Genomic DNA, 20,327 nt, shown 5'->3' on the forward strand with positions numbered 1-20,327 from the left:
ATGCCGGATATCAAGAAAGTCGCCATCATCGGTCTTGGCATCGGCCGTTCGCACATCGTGGAGGGCTACCTGCCGCATCCTGACCGATTCGAGCTTGCCGCGCTCTGCGATCTGAACGAGGAGCGGCTGGAGGCAAACGGCAGCGAATTCGGCATCGAGCGGCGGACAACGCGCTTCGCCGACGTGCTGGCAATGAACGATATCGACATCATCGACATCTGCACGCCGCCGAGCAGTCATTTCGAGTTGATCAGCCAGGCACTCGCCGCCGGCAAGCATGTCGTCTGCGAAAAGCCGCTCGTCGGCTCCCTGGCCGATGCGGATACCATCATCGAACTCGAAAAATCGGCGCGCGGCCGGCTCATGCCGATCTTCCAGTACCGCTATGGCGACGGTGTGCAGAAGGCCAAGCGCATCATTGATGCCGGCCTCGCCGGCAAGCCTTACGCCGCGACCTGCGAGACGCACTGGATCCGCACGCCGGAATACTATGCCGTGCCGTGGCGCGGCAAATGGGCGACCGAGCTCGGCGGCGTGCTCATGACCCAGTCGATCCACCTGCACGACATGCTGACCTATCTGCTGGGGCCGATCGAAGCGCTGTTCGGCCGCGTTTCGACGCGCGTCAACGATATCGAGGTAGAGGATTGCGCGAGCGCCAGCCTGCTCATGCAAAACGGGGCCCTAGCGACGATCAGCGCGACGCTCGGCTCGGTCGAGCAGATCAGCCGGCTCAGGATGTGCTTCGAGAATGTTCTGATCGAAAGCAATCACGAGCCTTATAGCCCCGGCCAGGATCCGTGGAAGATCGTCCCGGTCTCGGAGGAGATCGGCAGGAAGATCGATGCGCTTCTTGCAGGCTGGCAGCCCGTGCCGATCCGCTTCGAGACGCAGATGAAGCTGTTCCACGAAGCGCTCGTCTCGGCAGGACCGTTGCCGGTGACGACGGTCGACGCGCGAGCCGCCCTCGAACTCGTCACCGCTTTCTACGAATCGTCGGAAACCCGCTCCGAGGTGAAATTTCCAGTCGGGTCGGAAAGTGCAAAATACAAGAGTTGGAGACCCGCATGATGTTGGCTCCATCCGCGATGGTTGAGGAGGAACGAAGCATGGCGACGAATGTCTCGCTGCAGAAAGTGGTCAAGCGCTACGGCGAGCACGAGGTCATTCGTGGCATCGACCTGAAGATCGATCCCGGGGAATTCGCCGTCTTCGTCGGCCCGTCCGGCTGCGGCAAGTCGACACTGCTCAGGATGATCGCCGGGCTCGAACCGATCTCCGGGGGCTCGCTCTTCCTCGACGGGGAGCGGATGAACGAAGTGCCGGCCGCTCGGCGCGGCATCGCGATGGTCTTCCAGTCCTACGCGCTTTATCCGCACATGACCGTCTACAAGAACCTCGCCTTTGGCCTGGAGACGGCAGGCATGAAGAAAAGCGAGATCGCGCGACGCGTCGAACACGCTGCCGAGATCCTGCAGATTTCCCAATTGCTCAATCGGCGGCCGAAAGCCCTTTCCGGCGGCCAGCGCCAGCGCGTGGCGATCGGCCGTGCCATCGTGCGCGAGCCGAAGATCTTCCTTTTCGATGAACCGCTCTCCAACCTCGATGCCGAATTGCGCGTGCAGATGCGCGTGGAGATTGCGAAGCTCCACCAGAACCTCGGCAACACGATGATCTACGTGACGCACGACCAGGTCGAGGCAATGACGATGGCCGACAAGATCGTCGTTCTCAATTCCGGCCGGATCGAGCAGGTGGGGGCGCCGCTCGATCTCTACAACAAGCCCGTCAACAAGTTCGTGGCCGGCTTCATCGGTTCGCCCAAGATGAATTTCATCGAAGGCGAACTGGCCGGATCGAATGACGGAATGACCTCAGTCCATTTGAACGGTCAGACAATCAGCCTGCCACGCCCGATTGGTGCGGCAAAAGCGGGAGATCGTGTGACGTTTGGGGCCCGTCCCGAACACATCACCGTTGGCGAACACGGTACGACGATCGGCGATGCAGGCGTCGACCTCGTCGAACATCTCGGCGGCCAGACCATCCTCTACCTCTCCATGAAGGGCGGGCAGAGCCTTACCGTCGCGCTCGACGGCCAGCAACCGGTCCGCGCGGGAGAGACATTGACAGTCAGCATCGATCCTCAACGCTGTCACCTGTTCGGCACGGACGGAAATGCGCTTTGATCAGCGCTGTTGCGAAATCGGCCAAAGGGTAAAGAAGATCTACGGGCCCTGTTCGTCAGAATAGATGCCGGATTTTCGATTGATCAGGCGCATTGCGGAAAGTGCAACAGATGAACGAGCAAAACATCTCATGCACCGTTGGCAGTTGCCGATGTATCGCCTCGACCTCAGGCGAATCGATGTCCCAATAGAAGAATTGAGGCAACAACGGGACGCGAACTCCTAGGCTTGGGCGGGCTAGTCTAGTAAGAACTGTGGCGCTGAACGTCGGCAATAGGTTAAACTAGGTCTGTCAGCCGCGCCGAACCGCCTCGATCGTATCCATCATCGCCTCGAACGCGCGTTTTGCTTCATCGCTGCCCGCGGCCAGCGCCTCAGTCAGCACGTGCGGCGAGGGCGACATTCCGCTTTGATCAAATTCCGAATCTTGGTCCGCTGCAACGCGCGCGCCGAGCGCCCGAAATGCTTACGATCCTGCCGTCACTCATAGCGTGTCTCGAGTAGAGCCTTCGTCTCGGACACCTCGGCCCGAATCTGTTCGCGCGATAGAAGCAGCGGCTGGCGATAGAGCAGCATGGAATCGCCGAATTCATGCGCACGGTAGTGGTAGGCGGTGAACGCTGCGGAGGCCTTGGCAAGCAGAGCATCGTCGGCAAAGGCGCGCAGGAGTTCGAAATGGCTTTCGCCGGGCTGGTGGACGCCTGTGAGAATCGCATCAACCACCCGAAGCCGCGTACCCCGCGCGATATGCCCTGTCGCAACGCCATTTCCCGCCCGCACACTGCCGTCGAGATTGGCGGCTGACTCAAGCGCACGCACTGCGCTCGTGCCGATCGCAATAATGCGGCTGCCACGAAGCTTCGCCCGCGCGACCTGCATCGCGGTGTACTCAGGGATGCGGTACGGCTCGTCGAAGGGAAGGCGCGCGTCGAGCGCGGCATCGCCGGTGGAAGAAACGCCCGCGGCATGCGTGAGTGTTGCGAAGCCGACATCGCGCCGACGCCAGGCCTGGAGCGTGAGCCAGTCGAGAGCAAAGCTTGCCGATGGCGCCTCGAACGCGACCGGCCTGGCGGCAATCTTTGTCCAAACATCCCACAGTGCCAACGGCTCGGGAACATGCGCATATTGGATCGGCCGGCCGTGCTGCGCCAGTCCTGCAAGCACCGGTGCGCGGTTGCCTGGGAAGCGCAACTCTAGAAGTCGAGAATGGTCGAGAAGGCGCTCTACGATGGCTTCAAGCGGGCCGAGCCGAAGGCGATCGCCTGGTGACAGCGGAGGCGGAGGCAGCCGGTCTTCCGTGCGCGTGCGGTGATCGCCCGAGCCGAAGGCAATCGCCACGAAACGGGTTGGATCGGGACGTGACAGCCAGCCCGCCAGGCGAATCTCGATCGCCTCACCGCTTGGGACATGCGTGCCGTGCAAGCTGGCAGGCAAGGTCGCGGCGTCGTTGGCGACGACCAGATCGCCGGGGTTGAACAGCGTCGCGAGGCCAGCTCGCGGCAGGTCGCGCATCGTGCCGTCCGCCTCGACGACGAACAGCCTGGCGGAGCGCCGATCGGGACGATCGGCGGCAATCATCCATGTGCTCCGGCGAGAAGCGTAGAGCGGACCGGCAACGCATCGAGCATCTTTTCGATGATCTCGGCAGCTGCCTGCTCGGGGCGCTTCAAGGTCGCCGGATCAGCATCAGGGATCGCGAGCGCGTGCAGTGGGGTGTCCATATCGCCAGGGTCAAGCGCGAGGAGCCGGATGCCGTCTGCTTTCGCCTCCTCGTCCCAAATCGCCGTCAGATGGGCAAGGGCGGCCTTGCTCGCGCTGTATGCTCCCCAGCCGGGATAGGCGTTCACCGCGGCGTCGCTGGAAATGTTGATGACCAGCGCGCCGCGGCCCTCGCGTGCGGACGCGGCAAGCGCACCGAACAGGGCTTTCGTCAGCCGGAACGCGCCGATGAGATTGACCGCGAGCGCCATTTCCAGCTCCTCGCACTCGGTATCGGCAAGGAGCGCCAGAGGGACAGGGCCGAGGCTCGACGCATTGTTGATCAGGACGTCGAGTCCGCCAAGGCTGGCAGTGACCTGAAAGGCGATCGGGTAGATGTCGTCCTTCTTGCCGACGTCGCCGACAATGCCGTGCGCGCCCGTCTCGTCGGCGATGCGTTCGACATCCGCGGCGGTGCGGGCGATGAAGGCGACGCACGCATTCATTGCGGTAAGCTGCCGCACAAGTGCCAGTCCTAGGCCGGACGTGCCGCCCGTGACCGCCACGCGAAGTCCCAGAAGATCGATATTCGTCTGCATTGCCGGTGCTCCTTCAATCCGTACCGCCCGTTGCTACAAGTTCAAGTTAACTTGAAGTCAAGCGCGAATCGTGCTTTCGTTCATGCATGGATTCCATGCTGACCATCACCGATGTGTCGAGGCGCAGCGGCGTCGCCTCATCGGCCCTGCGTTTCTACGAGGAGCGCGGGCTGATCGCATCCGAACGGGCCGGCTCGGGACACAGACGCTATCCGCGATCTGTGCTGCGCCGGGTCGCCTTCATCGTCTTCGCGCAGCGCATTGGGCTGACGCTTGAGGAGATCGGCGCCGAACTCACCAAGTTGCCAGCCGATCGCGTGCCGTCGCGTCGGGATTGGTCGCGGTTGTCAGGCGAGTGGACAAAGCGCATCGACCAGCGCATCGCCGAGTTGCAGCGCCTGAGGTCCGGGCTTACCGAGTGCATCGGTTGCGGCTGCCTTTCGATCGACCGGTGTAGCCTTGCGAACCCTGCCGATATGGCAGGACGCAAGGGGCCAGGGCCGAGATATTGGCTGGGGTGAGTTGGCAGCGTGCCTGTCACTATTCCAGCGCTCGGCACCGCAAGACTTCGCCAAGTGCGAGACGCCGCGGTCGCGGTAACGTTTGGCGGCGGTATTGTTGGTCCCGGGCAACCAATTCGACCATCTCACGTACCGGAACCGCCGAAGCTGACATAACCGAGATGAAGTCTGCAAAACCTCAGGACTCATGCTTATCAGTCGTCTCGCCATAACAATTTCTTCTGCCGCTCGAACCGCCAAATCGGGTATGAGACTGCCTCTCGAAGAGCCCTTCAGCCTTTCCGAGCGCTTTGGCCAGCCTGGCGTGCTATGGAGTGGTTGGAGGATAGGATCTGCCCTTAACTTGCGGGTCGAACGATGCATTGCAGGATGCTGGCCCTGCTGGCTGCTGACGATCATAGCGGACTGTTTGTGCACTTGCTTAAATCGAAACAGACGTCCCGGGCAGCCAGAGATGCCCGATTCTCTCTTGCCGTGCCTATATGTTTCGGCAGAGGCGCGGCACTTTGAGCCATCCGGGTCGGACGGCGTCAGAACCAGGTGCACGTGGTCCGGCATCAGACACCACGCCCAGATGTCGACATCGGCAACGCGCCAACGCTCGTCGACGTAGTTTACGTCTCAAGTTCATTCCTTTCTGACCCACCGATTTGCACGCCTTGGTACGCCAAAGCTCTCCGCGAGACAGAATAGGATTTACTTCAGAACCGACGACGTATCTGATCGGCCAAACGGTCAGGAAGAAACGCAGGAAACAGTTTAAGACATCTGACGCGCAGTAAAAACAGGAGAGCGAGCAGGGCTGCCTTTCATACGCTATCGCCGCCGTCTCCCCCTACTCCCACTCGATTGTTTAAACAGCATATAACCCATTGAAATTACTGCGAAATACTTTTCATCGCCGCGCAAACTCCAACATCGAAACCGTTAAAAAGTTACGCTGTTGATTTTAAAGTGAAAATCGCCGCAAAAAATATTTTGAGGTTTCACCAACTATTGGGACCAATCGGGCGATTTTTTGCACTTGCGGCGTTCGCCGCCGCGCCACAGCCGTCTCGAAAAGTACCGTCGCCGCTCCAAACTAGGGCATTTTTTCGTTGCGATATCAATGATCATGGTGAGCCCGGAGGGCGTTGTTCAAAGTATCCATTTCATTATCTTTTTCGTGGCCAAAATCAGACGTCTTCCCGTATCGCTCCGCATGCCTCGAACGGCCATTGGACATAGGAGCATCAAATCAGGCGGTTGCTTTCCGCAATTTGACGCGCCCGCCGCACCGTCCCGTGTGTCGGCGGACCTTCGTCTTGATGCTTCGTCGCTTCTGATCGTCAGCCGCTTCGACAGGATTTTTCCGGCTTCGACGATCGGCTTGACAGGTGTGGCTGGCGCGTCCGGGGTTTTCATATTCCTCATGCTTATTGTCCTTTTTGGCAAAAACGAAAGAGAGCGCGGAGCGGCTGTCCGCCCCGGCACCTTGCACGGCGATAAGATTACGATCGCACGATCCAGGCCAGCAAATGAAGGACACTCCACGGGACACAAAGGAACATCCTTGCGATACTTCCAAGCGTCTCTCTTGTCTTGCCTAACTACAGCCAGCGCCGGCAGGAACGGAGAACCTAGTGCGCTCGGCCGTGTCAAGTTCGCGTCCCGCCATCTTGCATGCGGCGGCAACCCAATCCGATTGTCGCATGGAAAGAGTTACTGCTCGCCTCATCGATGAAAGCACCAAGCTTAGGAACTGTCCGTCCGGCGAGAAGGCCGCGATATTCCGGTCGTAGTCATTGGTGGGTACACCGTCCCCAAGCGGTTGAAGTCGCATCGCATCCCAAAGCTCGAGTGTTAGTCCGTGGACGCCGCCTTCTGTCTTCGCTACCTTGCCGTTGGGCACCCCCACCCCCTCAATAACGAAGTATCTCTGGTCGTCAGATATGGCGAGTATTCTTGCAGGCCCTGAGAAGCGGTTGAGATCGCCCGAGGCGAGCTTACCCGTTTGCACGTCAAGTCGAAACAGGCTGTGACGTCCCGTGAGTGCAGAGAGGAAAAGCCAATCGCGGCTTGTCTTCATCCACCCGATGAAATCGGCGGATGGAATGATAGCGTTGAACCTGACTTGACCGGAGTCCGAGTCCACACTTTGCACTTCGCCGCTCGTAGCGGATCCTGCGAACAGAGAATCGCCGTTGCTTGAGATGGCGATGTTACGAATCTTGAACGGAGTGTGAGCCAGTACGCGCCATGCACTCGTGTCGCTCTGATTTGTCCAAATCGCGTTACTCTCGTCGAAAACAGCAATTACCCGTCGCTTCTGCTTGTCATAAATCACCTCGGTCGAAGCAGAAAACTCCTGCCCGGGTGGTGATTGAACGACGGCAACTTGTCTGAGGTCAGTGTCCCACAAAATGAGGTTTCTGCTCTTCGTCAAAGCGAAGATGCTCGACCCGTCTACAGTCGCTTCAGGTTGAACAATGAGGTCGCTCTCCAGAGCGACGTGCTCTCCGACGGCTTTGCCTTCATTGTCACACGGGCGACGCTCGACAAAGGCCTTGGTGGTAACAAGCATAAAACATTTTCCGTCTGCCCAGGTCGTAAGCAGAGGCTGCACATCACCCTCTACCGCGAAGGCCGATCCGGAAATGAAGCTCTCAAGTGAATATTCGCCGAGCTCGCCGTCTATAGTTCCAACGAGCAATGTCTGCTTCTGGTCGTCAACCATAAGGGATGAAACAAAGGTCGGATCAATCCTGAGGACCTCACGCGACCATTTCCCGCCTTTCCTGGCGCGATATTCCGTTCGGTCATATCCTGTGGGCATGTCTCGTGTGGAATAGAAGGCAATATCTGGTCTCATCTTCCCGATCTCCGCAGGATCGGCAATTGGCTCTAGATCAAGACATGACTCTGCCAGCCCGCCGGTGGAGATGTTCCAGCACAAAAAACCCTGCTTGCCTTGGTCGGAGGTCTCGATCGACTGGCGCCCCTGCTCCACGCCCAAGGCCGCGATGATCAGACCATCATGATTGTCCACTTCCAGGCCCACAAATGCATAGCCTTGCGGTGCCGGACCGCCCAACTGGCGCCAGCCATCTTTCATCTTGAACCAAATGCCAGCGCTCGCCATGAATGCAAGAATCTGGTCATCACCTACGCTGAGCCGGCCATCCGTGGGATCGTCTGCAGGAAGCCGTTCGCTTGTGACCGTGTCTCCGGAGGAAGAGGAGACAGTCACCAACACACCGTCGGCCGTTGTGATGTAAACGAGCGAACCATGAGGATCACCGACTAAGCTGATCGCACCTTTTATCGTCAGCGTTGTCATGATCTGCGCATGCTTGGAACCAGCGTCGAAATTGTAGATCTCAACCACGTCACCTCTCCTGAAGACGAGGCGCGTTTCGCCAGAAACGATGACAAAATCATCGAAGCCGTCACGAACGCCGGAGATAGGCTCGGCATCACCATTTCTTGAGCCCGATGACCAAAATAGCAACTTGCCGGAGTTTGCGCTCGACCGGGTCACAATGGCTTGGTTTGACAAGACAACCAGATCGCCAATCGCGCCGTTCGCACCGTGCAGCAGCCGAACCAGCCGGGCGCGCTTCGTCAGCGCCGAGAACAACGCAGCCTTCGACTCGAAATTTGATTCAAGCCGGGAGGATGCAACCGCAATAAGGAGCGACTGGTCCACTTGCGTGGCCAGTTGCGAAGCAAGTGCCAAGCGATTTGCTTCGCTTCGCGTTCGCTGCTGATTGGAGGAATAAGCAAACCAAACGGCGCCAACGGTCAGCAGCGCAAGCACCAACACGGTAGCATCTCTGATGGCACGGTTCCACCGCGCGCGTCTTATGCTCTGGTCTGCGAAGTCATTTTCTGCCCTGTTCAGCCCAGGTGAAGCAGTTGCCTGTAGCCTTTTGACGGCTTCTACGCGCTCGGGGTCTGACCAGAGCCTGCCCGTTTGCTGCTTGGGCTCTTTCACCCATTTCTCGGCATCGGGCGTGAGCCGGCGCAGGTCGGCGATGAGGAGCGCGTCTTGGCGAACCCAATTCAAGAGCCGGTCCCAGCCGAGGATCAGCGCGTCATGTGCCAGTTCCAAATAGGGCTTGTCGGCGACCTCGTCGGTCACCACCAAGCGCGCCTCAACCAAACGATCGAGGATGTTGTTAACGCGGGTTTGCTCATCCGGAGCGGCGACCGCGAATTCTTGCCGCAACACCCGCCGCCTAGCGAACTCTCCGACATCGACCGACACAAATCGTTCGAGGACGCGTCGAGCGGTCTCCTGGTATGAATCGAATGCCTGCTTCACCCAGGCGAGGAGGTCCTCCAGAGTGGGAGACGTCCCATCTTGGGCGAGTTGCAGCGATCGTTCGTTTTCCTGCTTTCTGACGATGAGGCCCGCGTCCTCCATGCGTGACATTACCCGCTCGGCTCGGGCGTTCTCGACCGGATCATTGACGTCTAGCCCATCGACCAACAAGCCATGGCGAGTGTCCACCGACAGGAGCTTTTCAATCACGCGACGCGCCGTGGTTTGGTGCGGTTCATCCCAAACACCCACCAGTTCATTGGCCCGCATGCGCAGCGATCCGGTGACGCCGCCATCGAGAGCCTTGTAATCGGCGCCAGTCAGCGTCCTGTCGTCGCTCCGGCGCTTCAGGCAGTTGGTGTACATCTGGCTCAGCGCGAAGGAGAGCAGCGGCAGCGCGCCTGGCATCTGAACCACCTCGTTCACCAGATCCTCGACCAACTCGCCCGGCTCGAAGCGCATCACCTTGACCGCCGCAGGACCCTCAATCACCCGCCGCAATTCGTCCTGCGTCATCGGCGGAACCAGAAAGCGCGCATGCGGCCAGCGATCCTTAAGCGGCGACTGAGCGAACTGCGGCTCGAACTCGGAGCGCACCGTAAACACCACCCGAAGACGCCCCTCGTCCTCGCCAAGCGCATTGTCGACCAGCGGGAGATAGCTATTCATGACCGCATCATCACGGCTCATGGTGATTAGCTCCTCGGCCTGATCGATCACCAGCAGCACTTCACCCCGCCCTGGCCGCGACTTGGCCCAGGCCGCCAGGGCGTACGGATCAATCTTGAGGGCCGTCTCATCAGGGACGTTGATCCCCACGGGCGTCGCATTCCTCAAAGCCCGCGCCAAGCCGGCGAAGGGCGCCGGACCAGGCCGGACCACAATCGGCTCAAGCGGTTTGCCTTCGAGACGTGGGTCGTCCTTGAGACGAGACAGCAACCCGGCCTTGACAAGGCTCGATTTGCCGATGCCCGATGGTCCGGTCACAACGACAAACCTGTCGCCCACAACCCGCTCGACAAGCTTCTTGGTGACCTCGCCCCTGCCGAAGAACAGCTCAGCGTGCCGGGCCTCGTAGGGCTCGAGGCCGCGCCAAGGATTGGCGTCGGCGTCCAGGGGAGGCGCATCCGGCAGGGCAAGTGCCCTTCCCGGCACAAGGAACACGAACTGGCCCTTGTCATGCTTCTTCAACGGCCAGAAGACCGGCGTCTGCCGAAACCCCCCGCTCCTCTTTGGCAGCAACTCGTTCTCCAGGTAGAGATAGAGTTCTGTTGCCGTGATCACACCATCCCCGATGCTGCCGATAGAGGCTTGGTCCGCTGCCCCCTTGAGCCCTCGGATTAGGGCTCCTGCAAAGGGTGAATGCTCCCGGGTGTCATCACGCTTGCCCAGTGGCTGCCCGCCTGCGACATCAATCGCCTCCTGATCATGCGCCGCCGAGGCGATGGCCTGCCAGGCCGCATCCTCGATGAACCACCGATAACGCTCCTTGTGCAGGTTCCCGCAGCCGGAACCACATGGCGGAAGCTCCCCCATCGGAACGCTCCCGCGAAGCAACAGTCAAGAACCACCAGCATGTGCCGGCACGGCAGTGCTGACAGCGCCTTGTCTAAATCAGCCATGGCCAGAAGATTGCGCTTACTATCGCGGCTGGCATCCTGGGGAAAAATGAACCCCTCCGGACCTTCATCACCTTCCAGCGCGATACCATGCCCAGCGAAGTAGAAGATTACCCGATCATCGCTGCCAACACGCGAGGGGAGCTCCTTCAAAAACGATCGCAGCCGGCGAGCCGTCGCCTGCCCATTCGCAATGACCTCTGTCTTGAAGCCATGCTTTTCCCGGAGCACCTCCGCCAGCTCCTCCGCATCCGAAACTGGCGTCCGCAGCGCCGGCAGTCCGCCCCCATAGCGGTCAACAGCCACCAAAAACGCAAGACTGCGAGCAAAACCCCCAATCGTCCCCACGACGGCATTCTCCATGCCCAAGTCTGATCCGTTCTCGTCCACCTAGCGTACTTGCGAACGGCTCATAGCAGCGCTTTGGACAACAGGTTTAGGGTCTGTGGTTGCCGAAAGTAGCTCATGTGATCCGACGCGGTTATTTCGACCTCGCAGACATGCTGACGACCTTCAGGTAAGTTCTGCATGCTCGACAGTGAGACGGCGATGTCATTGTTCGAACCGCCAAACATCAGGTTCGCTACGTCGTATTTGGTTCGATCTGACCAAAGCCTCGCCAGAAGCCTTTGCAGCTTTGCATGGCGCTCCTGGTTTTCCGAGGTGCTTTGGATCAGGGAGGTGTTCCCCGCTATCAGAAAATAGGAGACGTCGGGACCTGGATCCGGGCTTCTAGACAGATCCTTTAGGAAATCCGAATCCGCCATCATTTCCCCAAGGGTTATCTGCGCCGTGCTCGTGGCTTGAGTCAGGCCCGCCAACACCGCCGCTGGCCAAACGATCTTCGATAACTCGTTCAGCCCGACAGCCAGTGCGGTGGTTGCCCAATCGACGACATTCGGCCACGGAGATCCACCATTTGGAGTCCCTAGCATGACCAACCGACGGACCACCCGATTGCCTCCTTCGCGCTCGATGAACCAGCGGGAAACCAAGCCGCCCATCGAATGGGCGATTACGTCGAGTGATTTGCCGTGTTCGGGCCCCAAACCAACGGTCTCAAGCCGGCCCTTGAGCGCACGCGCTGTTTCGGCAATGGGATCCTGCAGGTTCTCATAGTCAAAGGTGAGGATCAGGTCGTAGTCGGCAATCCTGGCCCGATTGAGACTGGCGGCCATATCGCGGGTATCACCAATGATGCCGTGCACGAACAGCGCAATTCTGTTCGCCCTAGCGACGCGCGCTCGGATGGCCAACAGGTCTGGTTCATATCGAACGGTGAGATTGGCGCCGACTTCGGCTGCCGCGAGGATCGGATAGTCGTACTCAGTGCCGAATGCACGGGAAATGACTTTCTGGAAGAGGATGCGAATCGAGCCGCCCAGCGTTCGGCTCTCGGCCTCGGTGGGGCGCGGCAGTCGTTCCAAAATCACCCTGGTTTCATCCCCCATGGCCTCCGACCGGCCCAACGGCAGGAAGAATTCGCCGTCGAACGCGATTGGCAGTACACGCTCGCCTCGCCCAAGAGGGCGGGGAATTGTGATCAGCAAAGGGTTGAATCGAGTTATTAGCGCCGAATCGTTCACACCGGACAGTTCCAGAACGTTCAGGGCGTCGCGGGCTGCTCTGGTCGGTACGAGGTCAAACGCCTGCAACACCGTCGGGTCTTCATGGAGCCAACGCGGAAGCGACGCCAGTGCACCTATGGCCCGGGTGGCCACCGACATACTCGTCAGCCGGATCTCAGCCGCAGCTAAAGCGGAATGCGGCTCTATCCGAATTTCGCCAGCAAGTGTCACGCCATTGCCAGGCGACAAGCGCTGAGCTGTCAGCGGACGGACTGTTGTGATCGCGTATTGAAAGGTCCGCCAATCGTCAATGCGTCTCGTGGGCTCCTGTCCGGCGTGCCGCGTTTGAACCCGCTCCATGAGTCGCTCGAGGGTCCCGAGGTCGCTAGGGCTACGGGTTACGCCGCGCTCCACGAGGTCAGCAGCACGGGAGCGCGGCAAATCGAGATCGGGCTGCTCCATTCGCCTTGCGTCGAACGGGGTTGTGCTGACAATGACCTTGATGACGTCCTTGATCTCAGTAACGCCGCGCTCCCAGAATTCGTCGGGAACGGTGACCGGTATTGGATCGCCATTGTTGGCGAAGGCCTCCTGCCCGGCTTCCAGTTTCTGGCAACCGACATTTTTCAGCATATTGAAGATGCCGAAGGTCTGGGGCAGATCGAGCAGCCCGACATAAAGCGTTCGTTTGCCTGAGTTCTTGAGCCGGATCGTAATTTCAGGATTGATCCATTGGCCCCCGTCAGCCTGCGAGTACTCCATCCGAACTTCTGGCTCAGCCAGGGCCCTCCCTTCCTTCAGAATCTCGACCTCCACTTCGGACGAACCGATGGAGGAAGCAGGATTGTCCAGTTTGGCGGAAGCCTTCCAGCGCTCGATATGTTCCAGGCGTGCAACGGCTCGACTAGCTGCACTGTCGGTGTAGCCCGAAATCTGCTCGACAAGCGGAAGGTCGCCGTCAGCCTCGGCAATCAGATACTGCTGCCCCTGCGCAATCAGGCGGATATCAGCGGCCCCACCCTTTGATGCCGTGCGAACGAACTGCGATGTCGCCAGCGCCTTTTCAGCCAGCCTGATTCCTTGAGCGTCGCCCTCTAGCCGTACGCGCAGCCGAGGCGTCGCGTGTCGCGTGATGACTGCTTTGAAGGGCCCCTTGGCGGCGTCCAGTGCTGGGCCAATTATCTCAAGCCGGCTGGTGGTTCCGAAGACCTCTGCGACCCTGACCTTGCCGACCCCCTTCGCGGGGTCCTTCAGGTCTTCGTCCGAGGCGGTAAAGGCAAACAGAACCAATTCGGTTTTTTCGTCGGGTGTCGGGTTGGGTATGCCATGCATCCGGCCGGCATCGATCACCCAGTGGCCACGGTGATGACTGGCCAAAAACGTATGCGGGGCCTGCCGGATCGCCCCGCCAAGGAAGGGTCGCAGCAGATCTTCACTGACTGTAGCCTCGAGCTGGGGCGACTGCCGCTGGACCTGGCCCTGAACGAGCGCGGCGGCTCGCGCGAACAGGTCGCGGTAGGTGATGGCACCTCCAACAGTGCGCAGCGTTTCGCCCAGGAAATAGGAGAAAGCCCCGCGGGTCGTATCTCCGCCCTGGTACTCCTTGGCCTCTTCATCGTCTCGGCATGCAGCGAGCAGTACATGCCGTCCGGTCCCCTCCCAACCCGAGGGGCTTGTCCGCAAATCGCGGGTTGAGCCTACCTCTGATAACTCGTCTAGAGTGAATATGAAGCTCTCCAAGGATCGTTGCCGCAGATCGGTCGGCGCGCGCCTCACAGCCGTTACCGAAACGCCCGGCGCGCGCGTGCCTGAGCCAGAGTGGCAGCAGTCTAGCAACACAACAACGTGGGCGCCCCGCTTCGAAACCTCGGTGATCAGCTTGGACAGTTCTTTGTCAGCGAGGTCCCACGAACCCTCACTTCGGCTATCGTGCAGAACAAGTGTTTCGTCCAGATGATCGGGCTCGATATTCCAGAACTGTTCTGGAGACTGTTGCTGCGAGCCGTGACCACTGTAGCCGAACAGAACAACGTCGTCCGGCCCGGCGTGGCCGAGGTGATTGCGGAAGGCGTGGATGACGGCGTCGCGTGTCGCCTCTCCGTCAATCAAAGTCTTGATCTTCAATGCCTCTTCGAGAGCGCGATGCCCCGGATCCACTCGGGCGTGGAGATACTGTTTCAGTTCACCGATGTCATTTACACATCCCTGCAGCTTAGGAATCGGGAGAGGATAGTCGTCTATGCCGACCAGCAGAGCGTAGATCGTTCTTTCCATGGCATTTATCCTCGTGTTGTTCCGACGGGCAGATTCCCCTTCAATTCTCCTCGACCAAGAGGGCTCTTCGCATTTGAAAGGCTTCGATAGCCTCCACCTCTTGCGAGGTCGCCAGTTCTGCACCGTGGCCCAGCCGACTTACTGCTGCAGGTAATCGATTCCGCGCAAATCGCCTGTCAGGACCTCCCGTTCGATTGGATCGTCTGGCATCCTCCTTTCCGCAAAATTCCGATGCCGATCGTCTGATGCGTGTCATTCGAAGACCGGAGGCCAGAACCGCTGCAACATGCTCTTCCTGCCGCTCTCACCGCCGTCGCGTACCATTCCTTTGCGCCGGCCTTGTGCTTTTCTGGCCCCGTCGGTTGACCATTCTCGACATACCTGCACGAGCGAAACTGCCGGATGAGGCTGACTGCAAGGGGAAATTACCACACTGTGGCGTTTGTGTATTCGATAAGCGCGTCTGAATCGTATGAAGTGTCATATGAGTACTCATCGCCGATTTCTAATGGCACTGGTCTGGTCCGCGCGCAGCGTGGCCGTCATGGAGGGAACAATGCTTCACCAGAAACGCCAAACTCAGAGAAAGACCCTTCATCGCTCCCCACCCTGCCCACGCCGTCCACGTAGTCTTGAAGGATTTTAACTATCTAGATCGAAAAAAGAAGTCTCTATTGGTAAGCGAAGTGGTCATTACTTCGGAGCCGACCCGCCACAAACAGGGGCCAACAAACTTTTGTCATCCAGAGCTGTCACACCTTCTGTCCAATTCCAGTCTTCGGATGCAGATGTCTCGATCAGAGTGCAGGCGATTGTGGCGAGGACCGAAGGATCGACGGTATCCAAAATAATGCGCCCATTGACCGTGCCTGCCGCCAGCCTTCCCTTGCCGTCCAGGGCTAGCGCGCGGGAAGCCCAGGCCTGTTTGTTTGAAAATACAATTGGTTCCCCGTCCAGGTAGTGCAGATCCCATACAAGCACCCCGCCGTCTGAATCGCTGGCCGCAAGTAGATCGCCAGATGGAGAGAAAGTCACCTTCATTGCTGTACTCAGCATTGGCAGTTCTGCCGATACGCTTACGTCAGAGGTCTTACGGAGAAGGTAGACAGTCGAACCTGCACCGACCGCGAGCAAGCCCGACCCAGCATCGACTGCGAGCGACATCACCGGTTTGCTCAGGTGAATTGGCGCCCTGGATTGGCCCGACCCGTCGCGTCTCCAGAACCTGAGCATTCCCTCATCATCTCCTGAGATGACGTCCATGTTCCAAGGGGAAAAGCCAACTGCGCGCGTCGTGACACCAAGCCCGGTCGAATCGATCTGGCGCCGGCGGCCCGAAGCCCGATCAATCAGTTCCAAGCGGGAATCGTCGACCGAAACTGCGAGTGTGTCACCGGTTGGATCTACCGCAAGCGACCATCCCACGCCGCTTGTTCCGGGTCGGAGAAGGCGCTCATGATAGTCGGCCAGACTCCATTCGCGAACAACGCTGTAAGGATCAATTGTGAAGACATGCGAGGCGTCCGGTGGGACGTACGCTGACATGACGTGCACTGATTGTGGAACTGGAGGAAGCTCACGCGCGTTCGTGCCCGAAATATCCCACAGCCGCAGCGCGTTCGGGACTTCTTGAAGCGCCCCCGCAATCAATAGGTTATTATTTCGCCCAAACGCCAAATACGACAGTGTTTCCGACTGCCCTCTGTCGTGACCGTCCCGCATTAGGATCGCTTGGGAGAGGGAGAGCACATCCGCTGCCTCGAGAAGCGCCATGGTTCCAGACTTGGCCACGAGCAATGAATGCCGTTTCGCGAGCGAAGCGAGGACTTGCAATCCGTCTCCACCGAGATTGCTTTCGACTCCTTCCGAGGTGGCGTACAGGGTCGTCCCATGATTCTGTGTCGAGATCAGGAGCCTCGGCGGATTAGATTCTGACACGATCCCAACGACGGCACTCGCCCTCGATGGGAGCACCTCGTGCATGATATGGGGACCGGCTCGATCGCATTGCTGAACCGACCCACTAAAGGTCCCTACAACAGGATTGCCAGAAGTCGCGTCGATGGCAAGCGCCGAAACTTCTCCGCGGTCGGGGAGGCGGCAGACCTCGAAGACCTGCTTCGGATCACTTCGAGCTATAAAAAGCACCTTGTCGCCGCCGCCGACGTAGAAACCATCCTTGGCAGAGGCAATGGCCGTGACCCGTGGCACCTTCAGTTCCGGTGGCCATCCCACGTCGAGCCTTTCGGGCGCGGCGAAAGCAGGAGATGTTGCCTTTTTCGCAACCCACTCGATGAATCCCCCCTGCCCGTCGCCGGCCAAGAGTGCGGAGCCGTCGATGGAGAATGCAATGGCCGTCAGTTCTACCTGCTTGTCGTCAAGCAACGTCTCAACGTGATCGAATGTATTGCCGGTGCGCAAATATACTTTACCGCCCTTTGCTGCGCTGGCGATCATCGTGCCAGAGGGATGAATATCCGCCGTTACATTCTCTTCGCCCTCGATTTGGGCCAGCCTAAACGTTCGGCGCTCTTCGATGTCGAATACACCCAACCCGCCATCTCTTTCGACGAGCACAGCGCGGCGTTCAGCAGAGTCACTCCTAGCAGAGACGACCGACAGGTCGGCGGCGTCAACGCTTCTTAGGTGGTAGGGTTGGGATAGAATCTGCCGCAGGACGTCCCCCACCTCGAGCATGCCAGCGCCCTTGGCCCGGCGGCTGAGCTCGAACGCCTCTTCGGCAATCAGTATTGATGCTCGGTTGTATTGCGGGGCATCCCGCAACGCGCGCTGCGCTAGCGCGCGGATCATCGCTGCCTGCCTCTGATATTCTTCCTGCTGGCCAGTCACCCAGGCCACGAAACCCAGGACAACAATCAACAGCACGGCGGCAGCAGCCCCAAAGGCCACGCCAATTCTGCGCAATCGTGAAGTTCTGCGCGCCTCCTTGCTGCCCTCAATTAGCTTCACCTGGTCCGGTGTTGGTAGACGCATCCCCGGCAGGCCCAGTTCCACCAGTTCTAGATCGCGCTCGCTCAGCGGCCGGAGCGCATCCGGGCTGGAAGCGTCGATGGGCCTCATGCGCGCTTCGAGGATGCGGCGTGCACGCTGTCCCGGAGATTGCGATTCCTCGAACCTGCCGCGGACATACGAGGCGATGACGTCATGTGCCAGCCGGTTCGCCGGCAATCCGGCGTGGGTACAGGCCACAAGGAAATACAAACCGCTCAGTTTTTGTACGAGACTGAAAATCGAATGGCCGTAGTTGGCTCCGAGCTCCGTCTCCGTACGGTCGCGGGCAGTGCCGTTGGTGTTCGTGAAGTACTCGAGAAGATCCAGTACGAGCCCGGTGCGGACGGCTTCTGGCACTTCACGTCGGAGGTGATCGATCTGTTCGTCGAAGAAATCATGGAGAAAACGCTGCCTGTCTATCAAGTCTCTGAAAAGTTCGACGGAGAAGTGCCTTGCACCCGTCGGCGCCTCCTGTGTGTCATCCCACATTCGAGACAATTGAACTTGCAGAAGCGGGGTGACATTCGAGACGGCGTCGCTGAGCACGTACTCGGCCATACGGTCCGGCAAAGCTGGGTCAATCGAGAGCTTATAAGCACTGCGCAGACGATCGGTGCGAGCAGCACTATTAACTATGTCGACTACACCTCGGCGCGAGAGATCGTGAATGGAGAAGGTTTCAAAGGGAATTGAGCGCTGGACAAGACCGGCTTCGATGTCTGCAAGGTATTCCTTGCGGAACGCAAGGATAAGGCGGCCCCGCGGACGATCGCGCGCACCGAAAAGCTTTGACAAATCGTCAAGAAATGTCGGCAGGGCTCCACTCTGCCTTTCATCGGCACCGGCTAGTGCCCGATCCATTTGATCCAGTACCCCGAGCACGGGTAGAGCGCTCTCTTCTGCCACTCGCCACGCGTCTTCTAGAGCTATGGCGGAGGTTCCCGCTAGCGCATTCGCCAGAGAGCCCGCCATTCCGAGGCCGCTGTCGCACACAACAAATCGAGGCAAAAACGCCCTCAATCGTGGCAGGAGGCCTGCCTGGAGCACAGACGACTTGCCCGCCCCAGATTGCCCCGTGACCAACATAAGCTGAGCGCGATCAGGGCCTCCCAACCAGTCATAGAGAAATCTTATCTCGTCCGCACGGCCCGAAAACAGTTCGGCGTGCTCCTCGCTATAGCTTTGCAGATGTCGGAACGGCCTGTCGGGCAATTCGCGAGGCGCCGGCTGCGGAAGTGAAAACAGAGGATCGCCTACGGCCACCGGGAGGCTCCAGTTGGCCGCGTCGATCGCTCCGGGTCGCAGATGAAGGCTCCATGGCCATCGGTCGGCGCTCCATTCGACCTGATCGGGATGATACATATGCCGGGGGTTAGCACCGTGCTCCGTTTTGACAGCCGCGACTGCCTCCGCGAATGCGGTTCCGATCGAGGCACCACTTCCGAAATTCCTGTAAAAGCGGGTAGCAAAGTCTGTCGCGGTCTGGTCGGCAACAGCGCGATCCGTCGCAATAACTGCGTCGACACCCGCAACCAGCAGATCCTCTACATGCATCCTGGTTGAGCATCCATTCAGAAAGACCAGTCGTAAGCTCTTCTGTTGACCCAGATACTCCGCAAAGCCCCTGCGATCAGCTGCTCGCAATCCCCCTTCAGCCGACCTCAACAATAGCTGAAACGAATTCGCGTGCCCCGCATAGTGGAACACGGCAACGTGATCCCTATTTGCGGGGTCTGCGAACGAATCGAAAATCCTTGACGCCGTCGCCTGGCGTTCTTCGAAGAATCTACATAGATCGAGCGCTTCGGCCCTGCGCATCGCTTCAGCCAACGCATCGGCCTCGGCCTCGAGCTTGCGCAGGTAACTGCCTTGGATTTCGTCGTCGTTGGCAAAGAACAAGAGGACGCGTGGCAACTCGCGGGTTGGCCGTGCCGCGGCTGCGTCAATTGGCAAAGAAACCGGAGCGGAGGACATTGGGTGCATCAGGTCAACACCTCCGAAATTGGGCGAGGATCACCCGCGATGCGCACTCACGTCTCTAGCAATCGTGCCAGCTGCAAACTATCTCAAACCGGTCGAAATCTACAAGCGGGCACACAGTTTCAGATTGAACTACACACCGGAGAAAATGGCTACTATAATGAAATGAACCTTCGTTGTTCGACCTGCTGATCAGAAGCGCATCCTCCTGTGAGCCATGGCCACTGTAGTGGAACAGCGCGACATCCTCTGGACCTGCTTTCGTCATCGGTTCTTGAAAGCCTCCGATGATGGCGGAGCGAGTCGCATTGGCATCCTTCAGCACCCGCAGATTGACGTCGAACCCGCCGCCAGATCCGACTTCCAGAAGTAGGTCCGGACCGCGTCGATGTCGTTCACGCACCCATTGAGGCGCGGCACTGGCGAGCGATACTCGTCAATCGCGACGAGAAGACCGTAGAGAGTTTTCGGCATCCGGATTTTCCTTCGCCTTCGTGATCCAGGGCAAAGTGGTTGGCAAGCAACAAAGCAGATTTGTCGGTCGGCGAGAAGGGTTGCAAT

At 59.2% G+C, this 20,327-nt stretch carries 9 protein-coding genes and 2 pseudogenes; 3 read left to right on the forward strand and 8 right to left on the reverse strand.

All coding sequences use genetic code 11. The features are described from left to right. Both NKJ89_RS03485 and NKJ89_RS03490 read left to right on the forward strand, forming a co-directional pair. Window positions 1–1,071: a Gfo/Idh/MocA family protein gene (locus NKJ89_RS03485; RefSeq protein WP_352599892.1), complete on the forward strand. Its 1,071-nt coding sequence runs from the start codon at window positions 1–3 to the stop codon at window positions 1,069–1,071. Between the two features lie 38 nt (window positions 1,072–1,109). Continuing rightward, window positions 1,110–2,189 carry an ABC transporter ATP-binding protein gene (locus NKJ89_RS03490; RefSeq protein ID WP_352599894.1) on the forward strand — a complete coding sequence of 360 codons (1,080 nt, stop codon included), beginning with the start codon at window positions 1,110–1,112 and terminating at the stop codon, window positions 2,187–2,189. A gap of 292 nt (window positions 2,190–2,481) precedes the next feature. Here NKJ89_RS03490 and NKJ89_RS35695 read toward each other — a convergent pair. The 3 genes and pseudogenes from NKJ89_RS35695 to NKJ89_RS03500 form a co-directional block, all read right to left on the reverse strand. Further along, window positions 2,482–2,583, reverse strand: a pseudogene (locus NKJ89_RS35695) (VOC family protein); the annotation flags it as partial. Window positions 2,584–2,669: 86 nt separating this feature from the next. After that, a complete protein-coding gene (locus NKJ89_RS03495) occupies window positions 2,670–3,767 on the reverse strand; it encodes an S-adenosylmethionine:tRNA ribosyltransferase-isomerase (RefSeq protein WP_352599896.1) in 1,098 nt (365 codons plus the stop codon). Next, entirely contained in the window at window positions 3,764–4,486 is a 723-nt protein-coding gene (locus NKJ89_RS03500; protein ID WP_352599898.1) for an SDR family NAD(P)-dependent oxidoreductase, read from the reverse strand. The genes NKJ89_RS03495 and NKJ89_RS03500 overlap by 4 nt, the downstream gene beginning before the upstream one ends. Window positions 4,487–4,572: 86 nt before the next feature. Here NKJ89_RS03500 and soxR point away from each other — a divergent pair, with 86 nt between their 5' ends. Beyond that, window positions 4,573–5,007 (forward strand): redox-sensitive transcriptional activator SoxR, encoded by a 435-nt coding sequence (gene soxR / locus NKJ89_RS03505; RefSeq protein WP_352599900.1) that lies wholly within the window; start codon window positions 4,573–4,575, stop codon window positions 5,005–5,007. Window positions 5,008–6,592: 1,585 nt separating this feature from the next. Here soxR and NKJ89_RS03510 read toward each other — a convergent pair. The 5 genes and pseudogenes from NKJ89_RS03510 to NKJ89_RS03530 all read right to left on the reverse strand — a co-directional run bounded on the left by NKJ89_RS03510 (window position 6,593) and on the right by NKJ89_RS03530 (window position 20,240). Continuing rightward, window positions 6,593–10,849 carry an nSTAND1 domain-containing NTPase gene (locus NKJ89_RS03510; RefSeq protein ID WP_352599902.1) on the reverse strand — a complete coding sequence of 1,419 codons (4,257 nt, stop codon included), beginning with the start codon at window positions 10,847–10,849 and terminating at the stop codon, window positions 6,593–6,595. A 17-nt stretch (window positions 10,850–10,866) separates the two neighbouring features. Further along, a pseudogene (locus NKJ89_RS03515) lies at window positions 10,867–11,295 on the reverse strand (caspase family protein); the annotation flags it as partial. 47 nt (window positions 11,296–11,342) lie between these two features. Then, entirely contained in the window at window positions 11,343–14,774 is a 3,432-nt protein-coding gene (locus NKJ89_RS03520) for a DUF7379 domain-containing protein (RefSeq protein ID WP_352599903.1), read from the reverse strand. A gap of 693 nt (window positions 14,775–15,467) precedes the next feature. Further along, on the reverse strand, window positions 15,468–19,769 hold the full coding sequence (locus NKJ89_RS03525) for an nSTAND1 domain-containing NTPase (RefSeq protein WP_352599905.1): 4,302 nt from the start codon (window positions 19,767–19,769) through the stop codon (window positions 15,468–15,470). A gap of 315 nt (window positions 19,770–20,084) precedes the next feature. Continuing rightward, window positions 20,085–20,240 carry a hypothetical protein gene (locus NKJ89_RS03530; protein WP_352599907.1) on the reverse strand — a complete coding sequence of 52 codons (156 nt, stop codon included), beginning with the start codon at window positions 20,238–20,240 and terminating at the stop codon, window positions 20,085–20,087. Between the last annotated feature and the right edge of the window lie 87 nt (window positions 20,241–20,327).

It is taken from the genome of Mesorhizobium sp. M0047, from assembly GCF_040323315.1.
In the GTDB taxonomy this organism is placed as follows: Bacteria; Pseudomonadota; Alphaproteobacteria; order Rhizobiales; family Rhizobiaceae; genus Mesorhizobium.

What these genes read in the sequence shown, in the direction of transcription:
- NKJ89_RS03510 (WP_352599902.1), bottom strand. Translation starts at nt 10,849, where the DNA reads ATGGGGGAGCTTCCGCCATGTGGTTCCGGCTGCGGGAACCTGCACAAG.
- soxR (WP_352599900.1), top strand. Translation starts at nt 4,573, where the DNA reads ATGGATTCCATGCTGACCATCACCGATGTGTCGAGGCGCAGCGGCGTC.
- NKJ89_RS03490 (WP_352599894.1), top strand. Translation starts at nt 1,110, where the DNA reads ATGGCGACGAATGTCTCGCTGCAGAAAGTGGTCAAGCGCTACGGCGAG.
- NKJ89_RS03485 (WP_352599892.1), top strand. Translation starts at nt 1, where the DNA reads ATGCCGGATATCAAGAAAGTCGCCATCATCGGTCTTGGCATCGGCCGT.
- NKJ89_RS03525 (WP_352599905.1), bottom strand. Translation starts at nt 19,769, where the DNA reads ATGCACCCAATGTCCTCCGCTCCGGTTTCTTTGCCAATTGACGCAGCC.
- NKJ89_RS03500 (WP_352599898.1), bottom strand. Translation starts at nt 4,486, where the DNA reads ATGCAGACGAATATCGATCTTCTGGGACTTCGCGTGGCGGTCACGGGC.
- NKJ89_RS03530 (WP_352599907.1), bottom strand. Translation starts at nt 20,240, where the DNA reads ATGCCGAAAACTCTCTACGGTCTTCTCGTCGCGATTGACGAGTATCGC.
- NKJ89_RS03495 (WP_352599896.1), bottom strand. Translation starts at nt 3,767, where the DNA reads ATGATTGCCGCCGATCGTCCCGATCGGCGCTCCGCCAGGCTGTTCGTC.
- NKJ89_RS03520 (WP_352599903.1), bottom strand. Translation starts at nt 14,774, where the DNA reads ATGGAAAGAACGATCTACGCTCTGCTGGTCGGCATAGACGACTATCCT.